This is a genomic window from Variovorax sp. ISS6, assembly GCF_056523145.1.
In genome coordinates this window covers 123,994-143,719 of record NZ_JAWRZC010000002.1, presented here as the reverse complement: position 1 = coordinate 143,719, position 19,726 = coordinate 123,994, and the positions used below count along the sequence as shown (strand labels likewise).

Below are 19,726 nucleotides of genomic sequence, written 5' to 3'. Positions count from 1 at the left end.
CAGGCCATGGCCGAAGGCGGCGAAGTCCGAGCCCACGACCAGGCGCAGGATCGCGCGATGGCAGATCGCTATGCCCTTGGGCGTGCCGGTGGAGCCCGAGGTGTACATGAGGTAGGCCAGCGATTCGCCGTCGACGTCCGGCTCATGCCAGCTGCCGCGTGGGCCGTCATCGGCGCGCGCGTCGACACGCATCACCGGGGTCGATGAGGGCAGCAGCGCGTCGAACGCCTCGGTCGTGATCGCGAGCCGCGCACCGGCCTGCGCCAGCATCGCGGCGATGCGCTCGCGCGGTTGCTCGGTCGGGATCGGCAGGTAGGCCGCGCCGGCCTTGAGGATCGCCAGTTGCGCCACCACCGCGTCGATCGAGCGCTCGAGCACGAGAGCGACTGTGTGGCCAGCCTGCACGCCGCGCTGCTGCAGGCACTGCGCGAGTGCTTCGGAGCGCCGGTCGAGTTCGCGGTAGCTCATGCGCGCCTGGCCCTGGACCAGCGCGATGGCGTCGGGCACGGCGGCGGCCTGGGCGCGGAAGCGGCCCGTCACGGTCAGCGCGCGGTCCAGCGGTGCCACGGGGCGGTTCCACTCGGCGAGCTGCCGTTCGCGGTCGGCCTGCGGCAGGCCTCGAATCTCGGCGATCGGTGCGTCGGGGCGCGACAGGAGGTCGGCCGCCGTGTCGGCCACTGCCGCGAGCAGTTGCTGCAGCGAGATGGCATCGAGCCAGCCGGCGGCGGCGTCGGCATGCAGGCAGGGGGGCTGGGCGCTGAAGCGCAGCCGGATCGGCGCGGGCGCCGCGGCGGCGTCGATGGCATTGACGGCATCGCGCAGCCACAGCACGGCGGGCAGTTCGGCGGGCAGCGGCGTGGCGCTTGCCTCGCCGCGCTGGCGGTCGATGGCGGCGATCCACTCGCCGGCGGTCGGCGCCGCATCCCAGGCGAAGGACGAGGCGAATGCATCGTCGGCGCTCGCGGCCTCTTGCAGGACCGGTGCGGGCTGGCCCAGCCAGCGCGATTGCAGCAGCACCCAGGCCGCGGCCCACGGTGCGTCGGGGAATCGGTGGGCGCTGGCCGAATGCCGCGCCGCGTCAATCGGCAAGGGCAGGGTGGCCGCCAGCCTCGGACCGGCGCCGCGCCCGGAGCGCGACGCGAACAGGTCCTCCCATGCGAGGCTCCGGCTTTCCGGGAGCTCCGGAAACATCGTCTGAATGTCCATATCACCGTCCGATTCGAAATTGCAAAAGACAGCGAAAAAACAGCTTCGAACGGCTATTGATTCGACGACGCAAGAGGTTGTTTGTTATGAATTTGTGTCGAAATAGTAGGAGGTTTGAAGATGTGCGTGGGCCCTATTTGGAAGGCCAATTACGTTTGGACTTGCTTATTTCAGATGGGAACTACCGAATTTCGATTAAACGAGGTAGCCATTTGGCTTTTCGGCCGGAAAAGCCTGGCAGAGGCTCTCGCGATGGGTATGCCGGGCCCGTTCCAAGGGTGGTTCCCCTGGAGAAATCCGCGTTTTCTCGAAGCATCGCAGCGAGTGCGAGCGGGCTGGAATGGTGGCTCTCAGGGCTGGCGGGAAAAGGGAGGATCGGCTCTTCAATTCGGCTCGGCGCGATTTCAATTGCGCGATCCGCGGCGCTGGCGTTATTAATTCATCCGACTCGTAAGCAGAATCGAAAAATCGGCCGGGGATTTGTAATTTCCGGAAATCGCAAGCAGCATCGGCCTCGACGCGAAAAATCAATTCTTTCGAAAGGGGCCTGCAATGCTCTCGAACCTGCTGGCGCGGCTGCCCCGCGCGAATGCCTATCGGCGCAAGTTCCTCGACAACCAGGACGACAACCTCTTCATGGGCTCGTTCGAGAGCTTCGCCGCGGCCGAAGCGGGCGCGCCGCCCTCCAAGGCGGTGGGCTACGACAACGCGCAGGCGGCCACGCAGCTCTACAGCCACCAGATCTACTTCTACGACTACCCGGCGCTGTTCTGGCTCGGGCGCTCGCTCGAGGACGGCATGACGCGGATCTTCGACCTCGGCGGCCACGTGGGGATCAAGTACTACGCGTTCCGCCGCGTGCTGCCCTATCCCGATGGCCTGCGCTGGACCGTGTGCGACGTGCCAGGCGTGGTGCGCGCCGGCGAGGCACTGGCGCTGCAGCGCGACGCGGCGGCCCAGCTGGGCTTCACCACGGCGCTGGCCGACGCCAGCGGCTGCGACGTGCTGTATGCCTCGGGCAGCCTGCAATACCTGCCGCAACGGCTGTCGGAGATCCTGGCCGCGCTCGCGGTGAAGCCCCGGCGCATCGTGCTGAACACCACGGCGCTGCATCCCGATCGCACCCTCTACACGCTCAACAGCATCGGCTTCGCGGTCTGCCCCTATCGCATCGAGCATCACGACGACCTGATGGCACAGCTCAAGCAGGCCGGCTACCGTCGCCGCGATGGCTGGCGCAACGAAGGCAAGCCGATCGAGGTCCCGTTCGTGGATGGCGGCGACAAGGCCTATTACGCGGGCTGCTGCTTCGATCTGGCCGGCTGATCCGGCACCCGCCCGCGCCGCGCGCGTCCCGCCTGCATGCCTGGCGCAGGCGTTGCGGCGGAGGTTCGTTCCCCATGGATGGGAGAGTGAAGCTAGCCAGAACGTCTAGCTATGATTTATTTTCCATCCATCGGAGGACCTAGCCTCTAGACTATGAGCATTCATAGACTGATCCGCGAAGGGCGCCGACGGCTCGGGATGAGCGAGCAGCAGTTTGCTGACGCCGTCGGTGTGAGTCGGGGTGCAGTCCAGCAATGGGAAAAAGCCGGAGGCACCGCACCCAAGCGCGCCAACCAGCCGCGCGTTGCCGAACTGCTCGGCATCTCCGTCGGCGAGCTGCTCTCGGGCGGCCCGAACATCAGCCAGGGCACGGTCATGCGCGCTGAGGTACCGCTGGTGTCCGAGGTCGAGGCGGGCAACTACACGGTCATCGACAACTTCAAGCCACGCGGCAATTTCGAGACCGTCCCCGTGACGGTCCCGGTCAAGCGCCACACCTATGCGCTGCGCGTGCATGGCGACAGCATGGCCAGCGAACTGGGCGACTCTTTCCCCGAGGGCTCGATCATCGTCGTCGAACCCGACCTCGAGGTGCTGCCCGGCGACTACGTCATCGCGCTCAACGAGCACGCGCAGACCACCTTCAAGCAACTGGTCAGGGACGGGGGCGAGTTCTACCTGCGGCCCCTCAATCCGCGCTATCCCATCAAGCCGCTCGGCGCGGCGCGGGTGATCGGGGTGGTGCGCGAATTCAGCAAGCGCTTCCGTTGAGAGCCGCGCGAGCGCAGCGGCGCGGGGCGTCAGGTCGATTCGGATAGATAGAATTGCTACTCATTGATATATTTACTATCAATCCGATCTCTCGAGATACCCCTTCGCCTGGCGAACGGCGCCTGCCTGTCATGACTCCCGACAACGAACTCGACTTCTGCTACCAAGGGTGGCACGTGAAGATTCGCGTCACGACCGCGCAGGGCGCGGCCTTCGCATCGGGCCATGCCGATCTGGATCTGGGCGGCATCGTCCGGCGCCGGCTCGTCGTGGCGGGCACGGACGGCCCCGATGTCATCGATGCGTTGAAGCGGGATGCGAGGACCTTCGTCGAGCAGTGGAGCCGCGAGCGCCATCTCGATTCGTGAAGCACCGAACGGCGCCACGGGCCGCGAAGGTCTCGTGTCTCTGGCCTACGACTCCGCCGTGAACCCGATGCGTTTGACCAGCGGCCCCCAGCGCTCGAACTCGGCCTGCTGCGACTTCGCCATCTCTTCCGCGGTGGAGCCGCGCGCGATCAGGCCGACGACGCCCAGGCTGTCGATGACGGCGCGCTCCTTGACCGCGGCGTTGACGGCGGCGTTGGCGCGCGCGATCGCGGCGGCCGGCGTTTGCGCGGGCGCATAGAAGCCGAACCATTCCTCGGTCGTGAGCTCGGCGAAGCCCTGTTCCGCGAAGGTCGGCACCTCGGGCGAGAAGGGCGAACGCTGGCGGCCCGAGGTCGCGATCATCCGCAGCTTGCCCGCGCGGTGGTTGGCGAGGAAGTCGCCGCTCGGCGTGACCATGGCGGCGATCTGCCCGCCCACCACGTCGGTGATGCCGGGCACCGAACCGCGATAGGGCACGTGCCGCAGGTCGACATTGGCCGTGAGACCGAGCAGGGCGCCGATGAAGTGCGGCGTGGAACCCGCGGCCGGCGAGCCGTAGTTCGCCTCCTGCGGGTTGGCCTTGGCCCAGGCCAGGAAGTCCCGCACCGTGACCACGCTGGTGGGCACCTTCGGTCCCACCGCGAGGCCGTGGTGCATGACCGCGCCGATCGACACGGCCACGAAGTCCTTGTTCGCGTCGTAGCTGAGCTTCGAGTAGACATGCGGATAGATCGAGGTGCAGGAGAACGGCGACAGCGCCAGCACCGATCCGTCGGCCGGCGCCGACTTCAGCACCTCGAGCGCGATGCGCCCGCCGGCCCCCGGGCGGTTGTCGACCACCGCGACGTTGCGCGAGTACGCGGAGCCCGCGACCTTCTCGCCGATGCGGCGCGCCACGCTGTCGCCGGCACTGCCCGCGGGAAAGCCGTAGTAGATCTTGACCTGGTCCAGTGCCTGGGCCGAAGCCGCGAGCGGCAGCAGCGAGCCGAGCGCGCCGCCGCCCGCTGCCTGAATGAAGGTCCGTCGTGTCTGCATGAAAGTCTCCTCGGTCGTTGTGAATGTCGTGGTTCAGGCGGCGGACGCGATGTCCGCGCCGGCCTGCGGCGTGCGCACCTTGGCGCCCGCGCCGTCGAGGAAGGCCTGCACGCGCAGCTTCGCCTCGGGCGCGCTCTGCGTGATGGCGCTCATCAGCGCTTCGGTCATCAGCCCGTGGTCCGCGGGCTGTTCCGCGATGCGCGGCAGCGCCTGCATCACCGCGAAGTTGGTCAGCGGCGCATTGCGCGCCACTTGGCGGGCCAGCGAGAGCGCGTGCGACCAGGCCTTGCCCTCGGCCACGAGGTACTGAGAGAAGCCGACGCGCTCGCCCTCGTCGGCGCGGTACACGCGGCCGGTGAGCATCATGTCGGCCATGCGCGAGACGCCGATCAGCTTGGGAATGCGCACCGATCCGCCACCGCCGACGAAGATGCCGCGCGTGCCTTCGGGCAGCGCGTAGAAGGCGGTGGCATCGGCCACGCGCACATGGCAGGCCGCGGCCAGCTCGAGGCCGCCGCCGATCACGGCCCCGTGCAGCGCGGCGATCACGGGCACCGGGCCGAACTGGATGGCATCGAGCGCCGCATGCCACATGCGCGAGTGCTGCACCGCCTGCGGCGGATCACGGTGGGCCAGTTCGGACAGGTCGAGCCCGGCGCAGAAGTGCGCGCCCTGGCCGCCTAGCACGGCGGCGCGCACATGGCCGGGCAGGTTCTCGAACGCATGCCGCAACTCCAGCACCAGGCCGTCGTTGAGGGCATTGCGCTTGCCGGCGCGGTTCAGGTGCAGGTGGGCGATCTCCTCCTGGAGTTCGAGGGTCAGGAACTGGTACTGCATGGCTTTCGATGAGGTCGGGGAAGAAGCTTTTTCGCGTTTCTCAATACACGTACAGATGTGTATGGTGAGGCGATGCTATCAGCCGGATCCGGACGGACGGCTCAGGGTTTGCCCAAGGGAATGGGCCCTGACTCTGGTGCATGCGGGCCTCCGCTATCATCGGCGCATGCTGACGACCACCCCTGGCAAACCGCGCCCGCGCAAGGCCTCGGCCGCCCTGCAGCGCAAGAGCGAGGCCGGCGCCAAACCGGCCTCCGAGCGGTCCCAGCTCGGGCCCGCCGACTGGATCGTGGCCGCGACCGAACTGCTGATCGACAAGAGCATCGACGCGGTCCGCGTCGACGTGCTGGCCAAGCTCCTGCAGGTGACGCGCGGTTCCTTCTACTGGCACTTCGTCGATCGCGACGACCTGCTCAAGCGCATCCTCGTAAGCTGGCAGGAGGCGCAGACCGAGCAGATCATCGCGCGCTACCGCAAGCAGGGCGTCCAGGCGCAGGACCTGATCGTCGAGCTGGTCGAGCTGCCGTTCCATGGCCGCGCGGCCATGAAGGGCGCCTCGGTCGAACTCGCGGTCCGGGCCTGGGCCCGGCGCGACGAGATGGCGCGCATGATCGTCGACGAAGTCGATGCCAAGCGGCTCGCCTACATCGAGGAATGCTTCCTCTCGTGCGGCTTCGACGCCAGGTCCGCGCGCTCGCGCGCCTTCACGCTCTATTGCTACATGCAGTCGGAGTCGCTGTTCAGGAACCAGGGCTCCGCCGCCGACAAGGCCGAGCGCCGCCGCTTCGTGGCCCAGATGCTGCTGGCGCCGGAGCCCGGCAAGGCCCAGGCACGCTAGCTCAGTCGTAGGCGCAGCTGAAGCTGGCCGCCAGGTTCTTGTCGCCGGTGCCGCGGTACTTCGGCCAGGTCGGATAGCGGCACAGCGGACGGGTCATCTCCACGCTCTTGCCGTCGGCCGCGAGCCGCGCCGCCGTGAGCGAATCGTCGGGCGCCTTGCCCTTCTCGACCCAGTTCTCGAGGATCGCGAGGTTGTCGACGATGCCGGCACCCGGGCCGCCCGGACCATGGACCACGCCCGGCAGCATGTAGAAGCGCATGAAGGAATCGGTCGTCTCCTGGCCCAGCTTGCCGACCACGCTCTGGTAGTAGTCCGTGGCATAGCCGGGCGGCACCAGGTTGTCGCTCGCGCCGGCCCACAGCAGCAGCTTGGCGCCGCGTCCCGCGAAGGCCGACAGGTCGGGATTCGTCGCGTTGACCTTCTCGGAGAGCTCGAGCCAGCGCGCCGGATCGGCCCCCGGCGTGTAGCCGAGCACCGTCGTGTTGACGTTCGAGGTCACCTGGTACTTGAGCCACCAGTCGGAGAAGAAGTAGAGCTGGCTCGCGGGTGCCGTCGGGCTCGCGCCGAACTGCGCGATGGTCCAGTTGCCGGCGGCGGCAGCCTCTCCGCCCACGCCCCAGGCCGGCGCCCTGGTGATGCCGTTCGCCACCGGCACGGGCAGCGTGAAGTCCGAGCGCATGAAGTCGACCGACGCGATCTGCGGATCCGACAGGCAGCTGTCGCCGCTGTCCGCGCCGCCCGGGCAGCGCAGCGTGCGAACGTCGAAGCGGCAGGCGCTGACATGGGAGATGACGCCGTCGACCGCGCCATCGAGGCCGTCGCAGGCCGCCATCTGGGCATCGCCGAACAGCTTGATCTTGGCCGGGCTGAGCCAGCCAGCGCCGTTGTTCGAGAACGCCAGCTTGGCCAGCGCGATCCCGCGCTGGATCACGTTGCTGTAATCGACCACCGGCTCGCCGGCCACGATGCCGTCGTAGCTCTGCGGATAGCGCTGCGCCTGCAGCAGCGCCTCGCGGCCGCCCGTGGACATGCCGTAGAAGTAGGTCCTGGCGGCGGGCTTGCCGTAGATCGACTGGATCGCGGCGCCGGCCGCCTTCAGCACCTGCGGGTGGTAGGCGAAGGCGAAGTTGTCGAAGGCCGAGGGGTTGTTGAGCGTCGAGCTCAGGTCAGGCACCTGCACGCCGCCATCCGCGCTGACCCATGCATAGCCGCGCTTGTAGACGTCGCCATTGGCCAGCATCACGAGGTCGGGCCCGACGACCACGCCGTCGTAGCCGCCACCGCCGATCTGCACCAGCCGCTGGTTCCACACCGACTCCTCGGGCAGGTCGATGCGGAAGTTGATGGTCGAGGTGGGCGAGCTCACGATGGCGCCACGCACCTGGCAGGTCTGCAGCGTGGTTGCGGACGCGGCCATCACTTCGGCCGTGGCGATGCTGCCCGGTCCGACGGCCTTGCCGACGAGTCCGCTGCAGCGCTCCTTGAACGCGGCCCGCGGGGCCGGCGGTGCGGATCCCGGCCCGTTGGCGCCGGCATTGGCCGCTGCGATCGCGGCCGCCAGCGCGGCCGCGTCTCCACCCCCGCCGCTGCCGCCTCCGCACCCGGCGACCAGCGCGGCCAGGCTGCATGAAAGGGCAAGGGCTATCGATCTGTTGCGAGTCATGTTGTCTCCGGTTTGGGGCGCCAGTTCGATCATTCACCATACACATGTGAATGGTCGGAGCGGATGATAGGGAGGACAAAGCGATACGCAGCCCGGGCTTACCCTGACTTTTCCATACAGTAGTGAATGTTCAAGAACGCGACGACTGCTGCGTCGTCGCGGCTCAGCGCACCTCGATCTTCAGCCCGTCGAGCACCCGCCCCCAGCGCTGCCGCTCGTCGGCCACGAAGCGCGCGGTCTCGGCCGGCGTCAACGCACGCGGGAACACGCCGAGTTCCACGAAGCGCGCCGCGAGCCGGGGATCCTGCAGCACCTGGCGGACGTCGCGGTTCACGCGCTCGACCACCTCGGCGCTCGCGTTCTTCCGGCCGAACAGCACGAACCAGCCGCTGAGTTCCGGGCTGCCCGGCAGCGTCTGCGCCAACGTCGGGAGTTCGGGCTCGCCCGGCAGGCGCTCCGAGGCGGTGGTGGCCAGGGCCTTGATGCGCCCGGACTGGCGCATCGCGCCCACGCCCGGAATGCCGTCGACCATCAGTTGCGCATCGCCATTGACGAGGGCATTGAGGGCGCCTCCGGTGCTGCCGAAGGAGACGATGTTGACATCCAGCCCCGCGGCCTTCCGGATGTACTCGGCCGACAGGTGCGGAATGGAGTACTGGCCCGTGGCGGCCACCGTGATCGGCTGCCTGCCCGAACGCGCGAGCGCGAAGGCCTCGGCGAGCGTGTTCGCGCCGAAGTCCTGGCGCGCGAGGATCATCATGGGGCTCAGCGCGACGAGCGCGATCGGCGTCATGTCCGCGTCGACATCGAAGCGCGGGTTCGCCAGCGTGCGCGGCGTCACCGCGATGACCGCCGCCTGCGCGAGCAGGAAGCCGTGCTGGTCGGCCGGCGCCTGCTTGAAGGCCGAGATGCCGATGACGCCGCTGGCGCCCGGCTTGTTCTCCACGATCACGGGCTGCTTCCAGAGCTGGCCGAGCCGCTCGCCGAGCAGGCGCGCGATGACGTCCGGCGCGCTGCCCGCCGCCGTGGGCAGGACCACGCGCACCGGCTTCACGGGCCAGTCGTCGGCGCATGCGCCCGGCGAGAGAAGCAGCGCGGCCGCGGCGGCGGCCAGATGGGCAAGGACTTTCATGCGGCGGGAGTCTAGGCAGCGCGTTCGCACGGCGGCAGATGCCGCGGCGTCGATGAAGATAGGTCGCGGTTATGGCTGCGTGCCGCCGCGGTGGGCCGTGACGTGGTACTCGATGTGCCGGCGCAGCAAGGTCAGCATGTGCTCGGCCGCGGGCGTGAGCGGCATGGCGGCTTTCGCGATCAGCACGATCTCCGCGCCCGGCAGCGTCTCGCCGATCGGGATCTCGACCAGGAAGCTGTCGAAGGGCCGGGCGTCCGCGTACTGGCGCGGAACGATGGCGAGCATGTCGGTGCGGGCCAGCAGCGAGAGCAGGGCCGTCGGGTATTCGCACTGCACCACCGATCGCGGCACCGGCAGGCCCAGCCCCAGGAAGACCTGGTCGTGCTCCGCCGCGGCCAGGCCCATCGCACCGGGCACCAGCCACTGGGCCTCGGTGAGTTCGCCCAGCGATCTCGCATGGCGCAGCGGATGGCCGGCGCGGCACACGACGGCGCGCGTGTTGGTGAACAGCTGCTCGACGCAGAACTCCTCGCTCAGCGACACGGCCGGCCGGGGCCCGATCGAGAAGTCGAGCGCGCCCGCGCGCAGCTCGCTGAACATCACGGCGAAGGTGCCCGAGACCACGCGCACCGCGGCATCGGGATAGCGCCTGCGGAATTCGGTCAGCGCCTCGGGCAGGGCCGTGAGCGCGGCGGCCGCCGACACCGCCATGTTCACATGGCCGCCCGCGCCGCCGAGGTGCTGGAGTTCGGAGGCGGCGCGCTGCAGTTCGTTGAGCACCGTCTCGGCGCGCGGCAGGAAGGCGCGGCCCGCGAAGCTCAGCACGGCGCCGCGCGCATGCCGCTCGAACAACGCGCTGCCCAGTTCCTTCTCGAGCTGCTGGATGCTCTTCGAGAGCGAGGGCTGCGTGAGCCCCAGGCGCCGCGCCGCCGCGCGCAGGCTGCCGGTGGAGGCCACGGCCACGAAGTCGCGCAACTGGTGCAGTTTCATCGATCGTCCCGGGTGCCAAACGCCACGCGCTGGCGATAGCCGCCGGCGATCGAGCGCGAGAAATTGCCGTCTTCTGGCCCCGCGAGGCCGTGGCTACCGTGCGGGGGCCGTCGATGCAGGGCACCCGCGAAGACCGGCATCCACCCCCACGAGGACCAGAAGACATGAGACAAGAAAAACGGGCCGTCATGGCCCTCGCGCTCGTCGCGGCGCTCGCCGCGGCCACGCCCGCCCGGGCGCAGGGCAGCCTGCAGACCTACGGCCTGCTCGACCTCGGGGTCGAGCACGTGCAGGGCCATGGCGGGCCGGGCGCGATCGGCGTCACGCGCATGCAGTTCGGCACCCTGCCTTCGCGCCTGGGCTTCCGGGGCGCCGAGGACCTGGGCGGCGGCACGCGCGCGATCTTCAACCTCGAGATGGGCTTCAACGCCGACACCGGGGTCATCGCCAACGGCGGGCGCAGTTTCGGCCGCACCTCCACGGTCGGCCTGGCGGGCGACTGGGGCACGGTCACGCTGGGCCGGCAACTGACCTTCCTGTTCTGGTCGATGACCGAGTCGGACATCATGGGACCCGGTGCCTACAGCTCGAGCTCGCTCGATCCCTATCTCGCGAACATCCGAGCCGACAACGCGATCGCCTACCGCGGCAGCTTCGGCGCGTGGAGCGTCGGCGCGCTCTACAGCCTGGGCCGCGACGTGGTCGCGACCAACAGCCCGGGCGGCACCAACTGCGCGGGCGAACTGCCCGGCGACGCACGGGCCTGCCGCACGCTGTCGGGCATGCTCAAGTACGAGCAGGCGTCGTGGGGCGTCGCGCTCGGCGCCGACCGGATCCAGGGCGGCCCCGGTGCCTTCGGTGGCCTGTCCAGCAGCGACCGCAGCGACACGCGGGCCACGCTCAACGGCTACCTGAAGCTCGGCGAGGTCAAGCTCGCCGCGGGCTACCTTCGGCGCGACAGCGAAGGCAGCGCGACGCAGCCGCGCAGCGACCTGTGGTGGCTGGGCGGCACCTACCCGAGCGGCCCGTGGCTGTTCGAGGCGCAGCTGTTCAAGCTCGACTACCGCCACACCGCCAACGGGGCGCGGCTGGCCGTGTTCCGCGCCAGCTACTTCCTGTCGAAGCGCTCGCTGGTCTACGCGACCGCGGGCCACATCCGCAACAGCGGCAGCCTGGCGCTGCCGGTCAACGGCTATCCCGGCCTCACCAACACGCCCGGCGGCTCCCAGAGCGGCTTCATGCTGGGCGTGAAGCACACGTTCTGAACCTCCCATCCCGGGGCGCGATGCGCCCTTCACCCTCGAGAAAGCGCCATGCCATCGAAGACCGAACCTATCCTCCACCAGGCCGCCATCGCCGAACTGATCCAGCGCTGGGCCTTTTGCCGCGACAACGCGCGCTGGGCCGCGCTGACCGACTGCTTCACGCCCGCGGGCGACATCGCCGTGAGCTGGTTCCGCGGCCGCCATGTCGATTTCGTGGAGGCCTCGCGCCGATTGCAGGGCCGCAGCTTCAACCGGCACCGCATGCTCGGCACGCTGTGCGAGGTGGAGGGCGAGCGCGCCTGGGCCGAGTCGGCCGTGATGATGATCGGGTTCGGCAGCCTGGACGGCACGCCGGTGCGATGGGAATGCCACTTCCGCTTCATCGACCTGCTCGCGCAGGAGGAGGGCGCGTGGAGGCTGGCGCGGCGCACGGCCGTCTACGACATGGACAGCCTCGTCGCGGACGCCGAGGGCGCCGCGCTCGCGCTCGATGCGAAGCGGCTGTCGCGCTTGCCGCGGCCGTACCGCTACCTCGGCTACCGCCTGCTGCAGGCCGGACACGAGGTTCCCCTCGACCTGCCGACCGCCGACTCGGAGGCAGAGCGCGAACTGCGCGAGCAGGCACGCGCGTGGCTGCAACGGCCCTGAACCCGCGCGATGCGGAGAACGCACGCCGCGCTCAATCGAGCTTGACCCGCGCCTCGCGGATCACCTTGCCCCACATCGCGCGATCGGCATCGATGAAGGCCTTGAACTCCGTGGGCGTGTTGCAGCGCAGCTCGCCGCCGTAGTCGCGCCACTTGCGCGCGAGCTCGCTCGACTGGCAGGCCTTGCGCATCGCCGCGCTGAGCTTCTCGAGCACGGGCTTGGGCGTGCCCGCGGGCGCGAGCAGCCCCTGCCAGGCGATCGGCGCGTAGTCGGGCAGGCCGGCCTCGGCAAAGGTGGGCACGTCGGGGAAGCTCGGCGCGCGCTCCTTGCCGGTGATGGCCAGCAGCCTGAGCTTGCCGGTGTGGATGTTGCCCGCGGCGGCCGGCAGGCCGTCGAACATCAGCTGCACCTGGCCCGCGATCAGGTCGACGTAGGGGCTGCTGCTGTTGTAGGGCACGAGGTTGGTCTTCACGCCCGCGGCGCTGTTGAACCACAGGGCCGACAGGTGCGAGTAGCTGCCGATGCCCGCGGTCGCGACCGCCACCGAATCGGGCCGGGCCTTGAGCGCGGCGATCAGTGCGCGCGCGTCGCGCGCCTCCACGCCGGGCGTGGCGATCAGGCCGGTGTTGAGCACGCCGAGCAGGCTCACGGGCGCGAAGTCCTTCTCGGCATCGAAGGGCAGCTTCGAATAGAGATGCGGCACCACCGACAGCGAGCTGGTGGTGCCGATGTAGAGCGAGTAGCCATCGGCCGGCGCCTTCGCGGCGACCTCGGTGCCGATGATGTTCGAGGCACCGGGGCGGTTCTCCACATAGAAGCTCTGGCCCAGCAGCTTCGTGAGCTCGGCCGCGATCTCGCGCGCGTTCGCGTCGGGGCCGCTGCCGGCGGGGAAGGGGGCAATGATCCGCACCGCCTTGCTCGGGTAGTCGGCCTGGGCCCAGGCCGCGCTCGCCAGCAGGCCCGCGGCGGCGATGCATCCAGGGGCCAGCCAGCGGCGGCCCCGCGTCTTCGAAACGTTCATCGGTTTGTCTCCATTCGATCTTGGGTGGGGCTTGCACCGGTCGCGATGATAGATAAAACATAGTTATTGTCAAAATATGAGAATAACTATAGTATTTCATCATCGAGACGGAAAAGCTCCGTGCGATTTATCGTTTGGAGACATTGAGATGACGGATTTCGGCCCCTCGGACCTGCAGTTCAGCCACATCGGCCTCTATGTGAGCGACCTGCCGCGCATGGCGCGCTTCTACAAGCAGGCGCTGCGCTTCACGCAGACCGACGCGGGCGACCTGAGCGCGGTGCAGCTGGTGTTCCTGAGCCGCGATCCGCGCGAGCACCACCAGCTCGTGCTGGCCACCGGCCGGCCCGCGAACCCGGGCTTCAACGTGGTCAACCAGATCTCGTTTCGCGTGCCCGACCTCGGCGCGCTGCGCCGCTTCCACGACCGGCTGCTGGCCGAGGGCGCGAGCGAGATGCACCCGGTCACGCACGGCAACGCCATCTCCGTCTACTGCCGCGACCCCGAGGGCAACCGGCTCGAGCTGTTCATGGACACGCCCTGGTACTGCGACCAGCCGCTGCGCGAGACCATCGACCTGTCGCAGTCCGACGCAGCCATCCTCGCGCAGGCCGAGGCCATCGCGAAGCGCTTCCCCAAGTTCATGAGCCGCGCCCAATGGCAGGCCGAGGTGGCGCGCCGCATGCAGGAAGACCAGCGTGGCTGAAGCGATGGAGATGCACGACGTCGCGATCGTCGGACTCGGGCCGACCGGCGCCACGCTCGCCAACCTGCTGGGCGCGGCCGGGTTGTCGGTGCTGGTGCTCGAGAAGGAGGCCGGCATCTTCCCGCTGCCGCGCGCGATCCATTTCGACGGCGAGGTGCTGCGCATCCTGCAGGGCGCGGGCCTGCGCGAGCGGGTTCTGGCCATCGCGCGCCCGGGCGAGCAGGGCATGCATTTCGTCAACGGCGCGGGCGAGACGATGCTGATTCGCGGCGGCAGCGCGGCGCTCGGCCCGCATGGCTGCGCCAACAACTACTACTTCCACCAGCCCGAGCTCGAGGCCGTGCTGCGCGAAGGCCTCGCGCGCTTTCCCAACGTGGAGCTGCGGCTGCGGCACGAGCTGATCGGCATCGCGCAGGACGCGGACGGCGCCACGCTGAGCGTGCGCGACCTGCAGCGGCAGGAAAACACCACGCTGAGCGCGCGCTATGTCGTCGGCTGCGACGGCGCGCGCTCGCCGGTGCGCCGGCAGATGGGCAGCGCGATGGTCGACCTCGGGCTGCGCCAGCCCTGGCTGGTGTTCGACGTACTGCTGCGGCAACCCGTCGACCTGCCCACCCACACGGTGCAGCACTGCGACCCGGCGCGGCCCATGACCTACTGCAACGTGGTCGGCGACCGGCGGCGCTGGGAGATCATGGTGCTGCCCGACGACGACCGCGAGGCGCTGGTGCAACCCGACACGCTGTGGCGTCTGGTCGCGCCCTGGGTGAAGCCCGAGCAGGCGTGGCTTGAGCGCGCCGCCATCTACACCTTCCATTCCGTCATCGCGCAGGGCTGGCGCCAGGGCCGGCTGCTGCTGGCCGGCGATGCCTGCCACCAGACGCCGCCGTTCCTCGGGCAGGGCATGTGCGCGGGCATCCGCGACGCGGCCAACCTCGCCTGGAAGCTCGAGGCCGTGCTCGCGCGCGGCGCGCCTGCCGCGCTGCTCGACACCTACGAGTCGGAGCGCGCGCCGCATGTGCGCGCATTGATCGAGCTCGCGGTGCGGCTGGGCAACATCATCCAGACCACCGATCCCGCGCGCGCGGCCGAGCGCGATGCGCGCTTTCGTGCCGGGCGCCCCGAGATCTTCGAGCTGCCGCCGCAGTTGCTGGGCCAGGGCGCCTTCGATGCCGACGCGGGCTCGCTCGCCGGGCGGCCCTTTCCCCAGCCGCGGCTGACCGACGGCCGCCTGCTCGACGAGCTGCTGGGCCGGCGCAGCGCGGTGATCGGCAGCCCCGACGCGCTCGCGGCCGCCGCGCCCGCCACCGCCGAACGCTGGCGCCGCGCCGATGCCATCGTCATCGACCGGCCCGACGCGCCGCTGCGCCACTGGCTCGAGGCCCACGAGGCGCGGGCGGTGATACTGCGCCCCGACCGATATATCGTCGGCGTCGCGCGCACGGGGCACGATCTGGATCGCATCTCGCAACACCTCCCCGTCGCGCCATGACACTCTGGAGGAATTGGCGTGCCGGAAAAATCCATGTCCAGCCTGGGGCGCATGCTGGGGGTGCTCGACCTGTTCGACGACACCCACCTGACGCGCACGGCGGACGACATCTCCGCGGCGCTCGAGGTCTCGCTGCCCACGGGCTACCGCTACGTGCGGCTGCTGCTCGAGGCCGGGCTGCTGCAGCGCGTGGAGGATTCGCACTACGCGCTCGGGCCGCGGATCATCCTGCTGGACCACTACATCCGCAATGCCGACCCGGTGCTGCGCGAAGGCATCCCGGTGATGCGCGAACTGGTGGCCGCCACCGGCTTCGACTGCGTGAGCTCGGGCATCTTCGGCATGCAGGTGCTCGACACCCATCGCGAGATGGGCGGCGCGCCGCCGACGCTGGCCTACGGGCGCGGCCGGCCGCGCCCGCTGTTCCTGGGCGCCGCGCCCAAGGTGCTGCTCTCGACCTTCGCGCCGCCGCAGCTGCGCAAGGTCTTCGATGCCCGCCACGACGAGGTCGTGCGCAGCGGGCTGCCGGCCGAGTGGAGCGAATTCCGCCGTCTCTACGCGGGGATCCGCAAGGCCGGCCACTACGTGTCGATCGGCGAACTCGAACCGCAGCTCGCGGCCGTGGCCGCGCCGATCCCGAAGGCAGACGGAGGCGCATGGGCCGCCATCCAGCTGGTCTTCGACACCTCGCGCCTGTCCATCGTCGACCTCGACAAGATGGTTCACCTGATCACCGAGGGCGCGCAGCGCATTGGAGGTCGGCTGGCGTAGTTCTATTTCCATCACTCCTCACGGACAGACCATGAAACTCATCAGCTACCAACTCAACGGCACCGACAGCTACGGCGCGGTGACCGGCGACCGCGCGGACCGCGTCGTCGACCTGCGCCAGATCTTCGGCGAGCGCGCCGCGGACCTGAAGGCGCTGATCGCGGCCGACCTGCTGGCCGAGGCCACCACGGCCGTGGGCCAGGCGAGCGCCACGCTGGCGCTGAGCGAGCTTCAACTGCTGCCCGTGATTCCCAACCCCGGCAAGATCGTCTGCGTGGGCCTCAACTACGGCGAGCACGTGCGCGAGACCGGCCGCGAGATCACCGAGCAACCCACGCTGTTCCTGCGCGTGGCCGAATCGCAGCTCGCGCACGGCGAGGACATCGTGCTGCCGCCCGAGTCGACGCGCCTCGACTACGAGGGCGAGATCGCGGTCGTGATCGGCCGCGGCGGCCGGCGCATCGCCGAGGCCGATGCCTGGGAGCACATCGCGGGCTATGCCTGCTACAACGACGGCAGCATCCGCGACTGGCAGACCGCCACGCCGCAATGGACCGCCGGCAAGAACTTCTGGCGCACCGGCGGCTTCGGCCCCTGGATGGTCACGCGCGACGAGATCGCCGACGGGCGCGTGATGACGCTGGTGACGCGGCTCAACGGCCAGGAGATGCAGCGCACCACCACCGACAAGCTGATCCACAGCATCCCGCGCCAGATCGCCCACATCTCGGCCTTCACGCCGCTGGCCGCGGGCGACGTGATCGTGACCGGCACGCCGGGCGGCGTGGGCGCCAAGCGCAACCCGCCGGTGTGGATGAAGCCCGGCGACATCGTCGAGATTGAGGTCGACGCCATTGGCGTGCTGCGCAACGGCATCCGCGCCGAGTAACTCGCCGGCGGCACTCCCATGAACCGACGATTCGATCGCCGCAGCGCGCTGCTGCTCGCTCTGATGTGCGCCGCGCTGTCCGCCGCGGCGGCCCCCGACTATCCCTCGCGCCCGATCCAGATGATCGTGCCCTTCGCCGCCGGCGGCGGGCTCGACATCAACGCGCGCAGCCTCGCGCAGGCCATGTCCGAGAACCTCGGCCAGCCCTTCGCGGTGATCAACCGCGACGGCGCGGCCGGCACCATCGGCCTGAACACGGGCGCCGGCGCGCGCGCCGACGGCTACACCGTGGTCTTCACGCCCGCCGTGCCGCTGACCAGCGAGCCGCACCGGCTCAAGGCGCTGAACTACAAGCTCGATTCCTTCCGCTACGTCTGCAAGGTGTTCGACAACATCTTCGCGATCGCGGTGCCGGCGAAGTCGCCGTACCGCAGCGTGCAGGACATCCTGGCCGACGCGAGGAAGGAGCCGGGCAGGGTGAGCTACGGCACCTCGGGCACCGGCTCGATCCCGCACCTGGGCACCTCGGACATCGAGGCCGCCACCCGGGTCGCGCTCACGCACGTGCCCTACAAGGGCGACGCGCCGATGCTGCAGGACCTGCTGAGCGAGCGCCTGAGCTTCGGCGCCGTGCTCGCGAGCTCGATCACCGGCCACCTGCAATCGGGCGCGCTGCGCCTGATCGCCGTGTACACCGACAAGCGCCATCCCTCGTTCCCCGACGTGCCCACCCTCAAGGAGTCGGGCGTGCCCGTGGTGCAGGCGAGCTTCGGCGGCGTGCTGGTGCCCGCGAAGACGCCCGACGAGGTGGTCGCGCGCCTCGAGTCCTCGTGCCGCGAGGCCGTGGCCTCGCCCAAATACCAGGCCTGGGCGCGCGGCGCCAACCAGGTGGTCGACTTCCAGCCGGGCAAGGACTTCGAGCGCCAGGTGCGCGAGGACAGCCGCCTCAAGGCCGCGACCCTCGCGCGCCTCGGACTGGCCGCGCCATGACTTAGGATTCCGCGATGACCCGTCCCATCCTCCATACCCTGATCTGCAGCACGCGGCCCGGCCGCGTGGGCCCGGCCGTCGCCCAGTGGGCGCACGGCATCGCCGAAGCGCACGGCGGCTTCGAAGCCCGTCTCGTCGACCTGGCCGCCTTCGGCCTGCCGGTGTTCGACGAGCCCGAGCATCCGCGCCTGCAGCGCTACACGCACGAGCACACACGCGCCTGGAGCGCGAGCGTCGCCGAGGCCGATGCCTTCCTGTTCGTGCTGCCCGAATACAACTTCGCGCCGCCGGGCGCGCTGGTCAATGCCCTGAACTACCTCGTGCGCGAATGGCAGTACAAGGCCGTCGGCTTCGTGAGCTACGGCGGCATGTCGGGCGGCATCCGCGCGGTGCAGGTCACCAAGCAGCTGCTGGGCACGCTCAAGGTAGTGCCGATGCTCGAGGCGGTCGCGTTCACGAACGTGGGCCAGCAGCTGCAGGCCGAGGGCGGCCTGTCGGCCAACCCCGCCAACGCGACGGCCGCGAAGGCGATGCTCGACGAACTGCTGCGCTGGACCTCGGCGCTGCGGACGCTGAGGTCGTAGGCCTCGGGCGAGAATGCGCGCATGAACCTCATCGCGCGCGAAGACATCACGGGCCTGGTGCTGGCCGGCGGCCGCGGCAGCCGCATGGGCGGCGTCGACAAGGGCCTGCAGGACCACCGCGGCACGCCGCTGGCGCTGCATGCGCTGCGCCGCCTGCAGCCGCAGGTGGGCACGGCCATGCTCAGCGCCAACCGCAACCTGACGGACTACGAGGCGATGGGCGTGCCCGTGTGGTCCGATTCCATCGAAGGCTATGCGGGGCCGCTCGCGGGCCTGCTGACCGGGCTCGAGCATGCGCGCACCGATTGGCTGGTCACCGTGCCCTGCGACACGCCGGACTTTCCGTCGGATCTGGTCGACCGGCTGGCCGAGGCCGCGGCCGCGCAGGGCGCCGAGATCGCGATGGCCGCCACGCGCGAAGACGGCAAGCTGCGCGCGCAGCCCGTGTTCTGCCTGCTGCGCACCGGCCTGGCGCCGAGCCTGCTCACCTTCCTGCAGGCGGGCGAGCGCAAGTTCGGCCAATGGACCGCGCAGCACCGCAGGGTGCAGGTGGCGTTCGACGATGCAGCGGCCTTCTTCAACGCCAACACCAGCGACGAGCTGCGCCAGTTGCAAGGCTGAGCGCGGCGAAAGCGAAGGGGCCGCCGCGGCCGAGCGCTTCCTGGGGCGCGGCTGGTTCACTCCGTGGCGTCGAAGGCCTCGCTGTACGCGACGCTGCCCGTGGGCACCGCCCCCGCCAGCGCGAGTGCCATGAAGTACTCGGGCGGAACGCCCGGCAGCGTCAGGCCGGGCTCGGCCCTGAAGCCGAAGCGCGCGTAATAGGCCGGATCCCCCAGCAGCACGCAGCCACCGGCGCGCAGAAAGCGCAGCGCGTCGAGGGCTTGCGCCATCAGCAGCGAGCCGATGCCCCGGCCCTGGCAGTCGGGCCGCACCGAGATCGGACCCAGGCCGTACCAGTCGCCCGCCCGACCGTCGATGCGAACCGGGGACACGGCCACATGGCCGACGAGCCGCTCGTCCTCGATGGCGACCAGCGACACCGTGAGCTGGCCCCGCGCGCGCAGTGCCCGCACGATGAACTGCTCGGTATGGCTCGTGTGCGCGGCATGTTCGAAGGCCGCGATGGTGACGGCTTCGATGGCCTGGGCGTCAGCGGGCGTTTCCTGGCGGATGTGGATGTTCATGGTGTCGGAT

At 69.7% G+C, this 19,726-nt stretch carries 21 protein-coding genes and 1 pseudogene; 14 read left to right on the top strand and 8 right to left on the bottom strand.

Annotated elements, in window-relative coordinates; translation table 11 throughout:
* Positions 1 to 12 precede the first annotated feature (12 nt).
* Positions 13 to 468: pseudogene (locus AC1HIL_RS32695) on the bottom strand (AMP-binding protein); the annotation flags it as partial.
* Here AC1HIL_RS32695 and AC1HIL_RS32690 point away from each other — a divergent pair.
* The 4 genes from AC1HIL_RS32690 to AC1HIL_RS32675 all read left to right on the top strand — a co-directional run bounded on the left by AC1HIL_RS32690 (position 391) and on the right by AC1HIL_RS32675 (position 3,671).
* Positions 391 to 1,266 carry a hypothetical protein gene (locus AC1HIL_RS32690; protein WP_479672824.1) on the top strand — a complete coding sequence of 292 codons (876 nt, stop codon included), beginning with the start codon at positions 391 to 393 and terminating at the stop codon, positions 1,264 to 1,266. The pseudogene AC1HIL_RS32695 and the gene AC1HIL_RS32690 sit on opposite strands and share 78 nt — an antisense overlap.
* A gap of 492 nt (positions 1,267 to 1,758) precedes the next feature.
* Positions 1,759 to 2,532 (top strand): TIGR04325 family methyltransferase, encoded by a 774-nt coding sequence (locus AC1HIL_RS32685; protein ID WP_479669158.1) that lies wholly within the window; start codon positions 1,759 to 1,761, stop codon positions 2,530 to 2,532.
* Positions 2,533 to 2,685: 153 nt separating this feature from the next.
* Positions 2,686 to 3,303: a LexA family protein gene (locus AC1HIL_RS32680; protein WP_479669159.1), complete on the top strand. Its 618-nt coding sequence runs from the start codon at positions 2,686 to 2,688 to the stop codon at positions 3,301 to 3,303.
* 131 nt (positions 3,304 to 3,434) lie between these two features.
* Entirely contained in the window at positions 3,435 to 3,671 is a 237-nt protein-coding gene (locus AC1HIL_RS32675; protein ID WP_479669160.1) for a hypothetical protein, read from the top strand.
* 45 nt (positions 3,672 to 3,716) lie between these two features.
* Here AC1HIL_RS32675 and AC1HIL_RS32670 read toward each other — a convergent pair whose 3' ends face one another.
* Positions 3,717 to 4,706, bottom strand: a complete 990-nt coding sequence (locus AC1HIL_RS32670; protein WP_479669161.1) for a Bug family tripartite tricarboxylate transporter substrate binding protein — start codon at positions 4,704 to 4,706, stop codon at positions 3,717 to 3,719.
* A 33-nt stretch (positions 4,707 to 4,739) separates the two neighbouring features.
* The gene (locus tag AC1HIL_RS32665; protein WP_479669162.1) at positions 4,740 to 5,543 is read right to left on the bottom strand and encodes a crotonase/enoyl-CoA hydratase family protein; all 804 of its coding nucleotides are present in this window, start codon (positions 5,541 to 5,543) and stop codon (positions 4,740 to 4,742) included.
* Positions 5,544 to 5,709: 166 nt separating this feature from the next.
* Here AC1HIL_RS32665 and AC1HIL_RS32660 point away from each other — a divergent pair, with 166 nt between their 5' ends.
* Positions 5,710 to 6,381 (top strand): TetR/AcrR family transcriptional regulator, encoded by a 672-nt coding sequence (locus AC1HIL_RS32660; RefSeq protein WP_261213308.1) that lies wholly within the window; start codon positions 5,710 to 5,712, stop codon positions 6,379 to 6,381.
* 1 nt (position 6,382) lies between these two features.
* Here the strand turns inward: AC1HIL_RS32660 and AC1HIL_RS32655 are convergent, their stop codons facing one another.
* The 3 genes from AC1HIL_RS32655 to AC1HIL_RS32645 form a co-directional block, all read right to left on the bottom strand.
* Entirely contained in the window at positions 6,383 to 8,044 is a 1,662-nt protein-coding gene (locus tag AC1HIL_RS32655; RefSeq protein ID WP_479669163.1) for a tannase/feruloyl esterase family alpha/beta hydrolase, read from the bottom strand.
* Positions 8,045 to 8,207: 163 nt separating this feature from the next.
* Positions 8,208 to 9,176 (bottom strand): Bug family tripartite tricarboxylate transporter substrate binding protein, encoded by a 969-nt coding sequence (locus AC1HIL_RS32650; protein WP_479669164.1) that lies wholly within the window; start codon positions 9,174 to 9,176, stop codon positions 8,208 to 8,210.
* Positions 9,177 to 9,245: 69 nt separating this feature from the next.
* Positions 9,246 to 10,166, bottom strand: coding sequence for a LysR substrate-binding domain-containing protein (locus AC1HIL_RS32645; RefSeq protein WP_093350035.1), 921 nt, complete (start codon positions 10,164 to 10,166; stop codon positions 9,246 to 9,248).
* 164 nt (positions 10,167 to 10,330) lie between these two features.
* Here AC1HIL_RS32645 and AC1HIL_RS32640 point away from each other — a divergent pair, with 164 nt between their 5' ends.
* Positions 10,331 to 11,431, top strand: coding sequence for a porin (locus AC1HIL_RS32640; protein WP_479669165.1), 1,101 nt, complete (start codon positions 10,331 to 10,333; stop codon positions 11,429 to 11,431).
* Between the two features lie 48 nt (positions 11,432 to 11,479).
* The gene (locus AC1HIL_RS32635) at positions 11,480 to 12,079 is read left to right on the top strand and encodes a nuclear transport factor 2 family protein (RefSeq protein WP_479669166.1); all 600 of its coding nucleotides are present in this window, start codon (positions 11,480 to 11,482) and stop codon (positions 12,077 to 12,079) included.
* A gap of 31 nt (positions 12,080 to 12,110) precedes the next feature.
* Here the strand turns inward: AC1HIL_RS32635 and AC1HIL_RS32630 are convergent, their stop codons facing one another.
* Positions 12,111 to 13,100 carry a Bug family tripartite tricarboxylate transporter substrate binding protein gene (locus AC1HIL_RS32630; protein ID WP_479669167.1) on the bottom strand — a complete coding sequence of 330 codons (990 nt, stop codon included), beginning with the start codon at positions 13,098 to 13,100 and terminating at the stop codon, positions 12,111 to 12,113.
* Between the two features lie 148 nt (positions 13,101 to 13,248).
* Here AC1HIL_RS32630 and AC1HIL_RS32625 point away from each other — a divergent pair, with 148 nt between their 5' ends.
* Genes AC1HIL_RS32625 through mobA form a run of 7 tightly spaced genes read left to right on the top strand, consistent with a single transcriptional unit; the run spans position 13,249 to position 19,153 of the window.
* Complete coding sequence (locus tag AC1HIL_RS32625) at positions 13,249 to 13,806, top strand: VOC family protein (RefSeq protein WP_479669168.1); 558 nt, start codon at positions 13,249 to 13,251, stop codon at positions 13,804 to 13,806.
* Entirely contained in the window at positions 13,799 to 15,298 is a 1,500-nt protein-coding gene (mhpA, locus tag AC1HIL_RS32620; RefSeq protein ID WP_479669169.1) for a bifunctional 3-(3-hydroxy-phenyl)propionate/3-hydroxycinnamic acid hydroxylase MhpA, read from the top strand. The genes AC1HIL_RS32625 and mhpA overlap by 8 nt, the downstream gene beginning before the upstream one ends.
* A 33-nt stretch (positions 15,299 to 15,331) precedes the next feature.
* Positions 15,332 to 16,069, top strand: a complete 738-nt coding sequence (locus AC1HIL_RS32615) for an IclR family transcriptional regulator (protein WP_057596260.1) — start codon at positions 15,332 to 15,334, stop codon at positions 16,067 to 16,069.
* 31 nt (positions 16,070 to 16,100) lie between these two features.
* Positions 16,101 to 16,958: a fumarylacetoacetate hydrolase family protein gene (locus AC1HIL_RS32610; protein WP_479669170.1), complete on the top strand. Its 858-nt coding sequence runs from the start codon at positions 16,101 to 16,103 to the stop codon at positions 16,956 to 16,958.
* Positions 16,959 to 16,976: 18 nt separating this feature from the next.
* A complete protein-coding gene (locus AC1HIL_RS32605) occupies positions 16,977 to 17,948 on the top strand; it encodes a tripartite tricarboxylate transporter substrate binding protein (protein ID WP_479669171.1) in 972 nt (323 codons plus the stop codon).
* 14 nt (positions 17,949 to 17,962) lie between these two features.
* A complete protein-coding gene (locus tag AC1HIL_RS32600) occupies positions 17,963 to 18,532 on the top strand; it encodes an NADPH-dependent FMN reductase (protein WP_479669172.1) in 570 nt (189 codons plus the stop codon).
* Positions 18,533 to 18,553: 21 nt separating this feature from the next.
* On the top strand, positions 18,554 to 19,153 hold the full coding sequence (mobA, locus tag AC1HIL_RS32595; protein WP_479669173.1) for a molybdenum cofactor guanylyltransferase MobA: 600 nt from the start codon (positions 18,554 to 18,556) through the stop codon (positions 19,151 to 19,153).
* A 56-nt stretch (positions 19,154 to 19,209) separates the two neighbouring features.
* Here mobA and AC1HIL_RS32590 read toward each other — a convergent pair whose 3' ends face one another.
* Positions 19,210 to 19,716 (bottom strand): GNAT family N-acetyltransferase, encoded by a 507-nt coding sequence (locus tag AC1HIL_RS32590; protein ID WP_479669174.1) that lies wholly within the window; start codon positions 19,714 to 19,716, stop codon positions 19,210 to 19,212.
* Positions 19,717 to 19,726 lie beyond the last annotated feature (10 nt).